The 2586-nt window shown below is 44.2% G+C and carries 3 protein-coding genes; 1 reads left to right on the top strand and 2 read right to left on the bottom strand.

The genetic code is table 11. From position 1 onward, the window contains the following. Positions 1-210 (bottom strand): hypothetical protein (locus A9239_RS19960; RefSeq protein WP_218104622.1); only part of this gene is annotated, 210 nt, incomplete at its 3' end. Between the two features lie 204 nt (positions 211-414). Between A9239_RS19960 and A9239_RS14275 the strand changes: the two genes are divergently transcribed. Next, positions 415-1296, top strand: a complete 882-nt coding sequence (locus A9239_RS14275; protein ID WP_048154778.1) for a geranylgeranylglycerol-phosphate geranylgeranyltransferase — start codon at positions 415-417, stop codon at positions 1294-1296. Positions 1297-1304: 8 nt separating this feature from the next. Here A9239_RS14275 and A9239_RS14270 read toward each other — a convergent pair. Beyond that, positions 1305-2586 (bottom strand): methionine adenosyltransferase (locus tag A9239_RS14270; protein ID WP_255361959.1); only part of this gene is annotated, 1282 nt, incomplete at its 5' end.

Raw genomic sequence — 2586 nt, 5'->3', positions numbered from 1 at the left:
CCAGCAACCGTTGAGCCAAAATCGTTGCGCCGGTTTATCACGTTGGATAAAATTTGAGGATAAGGCTTTCAAACTCAACCGTTTCTCGGGGTTTTCGGTCAAGCCTTTATAAAAAAGGGTTGCGGTCAAGCCTTTATTAAAAAGACTTGCAATCGCACCCGTTGGGTGACCCAAAACGAAGTTTGAGTAAATCCACCCTTCTGGGATCATTAAGAATGTAGCCTTTCTTGCCCATAAGTAGATCCTCTTGGTTCAACTTATTATCTTCATAATGATTCAGCCCTCTTGAGCGAACGAAGTGAGCGAAAAGGGCACCGTCCTCCCGAGACGGAACTCGGGTGACGGAACTCGGGTGACGGAACTCAGGCAAGAAAATCCGATACCTTTAATACTTTATAATACTGCTTTGTTGTGATGTCTGCAAGCGTACGCACATATCTGGAGATTATGAGATACGAAAACTGTCTCATGGCAAGTTTTGCAGCTATAATCGGAACACTGATAGCTTTTAATATCCTGGCATCTAATGCCTCCAGCTCTTATAGTCCTGGAGAATTCCCTTTATTTTATTCAGTCCTTATATTACTAGCTGTATTTTTGATTTCAGGCGCAGGAAATACCATTAATGACTATTTTGATGTCAGGATAGACTCAATAAACCGCCCTGAGAGGCCGATTCCATCAGGCAGAATAAAATTAAAAGAAGCCCTTTATTTCTCTTATCTCCTATTTGCCTTCGGGACGCTTCTGGCTTTCTCAATCAACTTAATTTGCGGGATTATTGCCTTATTTAATTCACTACTGCTAATTTTCTACGCAAAAACACTCAAAGGCACTCCTCTTTTGGGAAACATGAGCATAGGCTACCTTACCGGCTCAAGTTTTTTATTTGGAGCCTCAGTTTTTGGACTTGAAGGACTCAAAGCTCTTTTTGTGCTTTTCCTGCTTGCAGCCCTTGCGATTACTGCCAGGGAAATTGTAAAGGACATTGAAGATATGGAAGGCGATAAAATGGAAGGGGCAGATACCCTACCTCTTCGAGTCGGGGCAAAAAAAGCAAGTTACCTTGCAGCACTCATAGGTTTTCTGGCCGTCGTTTTTAGCCCTCTTCCTTACCGTCTGTCGATACTTGGCCTGCATTATCTTTACTTTGTTCTTCTGGCAGACCTTGGGTTTCTTGCAGCGATCTACCAGCTTCTTGCTCGCAACAATCCTACGAAATCTTCAAAAATGTTCAAGATCGCAATGTTCTTTGCGCTCATTGCTTTTATTGCCGGGGTAATTTTTCCCGGATAAAACTTTTCTCAGCATACAGGGCATTTTCCTGCAACAAGTTCCATGGAGAATGCCTGTATATTCTCAAGCTCTTTTTCCATTACCTCAGCCACTTCTTTTTCTACCTCGCTCGCAGATCCTTTCTTCATAATGAGCTGGGCAGTTGCAATCTGAGGCTGGTCGATTGGAGTTCCGATTTCACTCAAAAGCCAGACATAAACTTCGGAGATATCAGGCACTTCACTATAGATCCGCGCTGCAATCCTGTGAGAAAGAAGGTTGTAAACCTTTCCTGTATGGCTTACAGGATTTTTACCTGCGGCAGCTTCACTGCTAACAGGACGATTTAGCGGAATTATTCCGTTTACGCGGTTTCCACGCCCTACCTGCCCGCCATCTGCATCTTCCGCAGAAGTACCGGTTACCGTGGTATAAATCCCCTGCAGCCCCCTGCCCGGAATGTCCAGAGTATTAAGAGAAACTGTCGGTTTCAGACACATGCAGCCCTCAAATTCAGACCTTGCTTTTTCTGCAAACCCGGCAGTAAATTCCTCAATCCGGTTGTTCAACTCGATTTTCTTCTTAAAGTAGGTTTCTTCTGATTCAATAAACCTATCAACAAGCGGCATTGCAACGGTCAGATGCATATCTTCCCTATGCCTGAGCCCCATAACTTTTACGTCTTCTCCTGATTCCGGATATTCCTTTTTGAACTTTCTTGAGTTAAGGTATCTCTCGCATTCGAAAACAAGCTTCTCGGTGGGGCTGAGAGGGGCATATCCAACTGCTGCAGAAGTGTCGTTTGCCCCGAGGATCTTTTCTCCCCTGCTAAAAATATCCGTAAGTTCTGCAGAACCTCTTTTTAGCTCGATCTGGTATATTAGATTTTCAGGATCCACAAAGCGGATATTATCCCGGAGCCATTGCTGCGCCGTATTGACAGCAAGCGCGGGAACATCGATTTCTATCCCCTGCGCTTCAAAAGTAGCCCTGTCCCCGATTATAAGTCTCATAGGGCTTACAACTCTGCCTCCCCCCAATTTTCCCTCCACTTCCCCTGCAACAAGCATGCCTTTGTCTATATTGTAGTGCAGGATATTCCCGAAAGTCTCAAGGTACTTCTGGCTCAACTTTACTGAAATTTGTTCCATTATGGCATCACAGATATAGTCCGGATGCCCCAACCCTTTTCTTTCTACAACCTCAACTCTCTGGCGGTAAACTTCAGATGCTTTTAATTCGTCTATAACTATGTTTCTCAAACTCTTACCCCCCAAGTCTTTAAAAGGCACAGTTCCCTTAAATGCAGTT

It is taken from the genome of Methanosarcina sp. A14 (assembly GCF_001729375.1).
GTDB lineage: Archaea > Halobacteriota > Methanosarcinia > Methanosarcinales > Methanosarcinaceae > Methanosarcina > Methanosarcina barkeri.
Note: the sequence above shows the minus strand (reverse complement) of the source record. Positions and strands in the feature narration are given on the sequence as shown.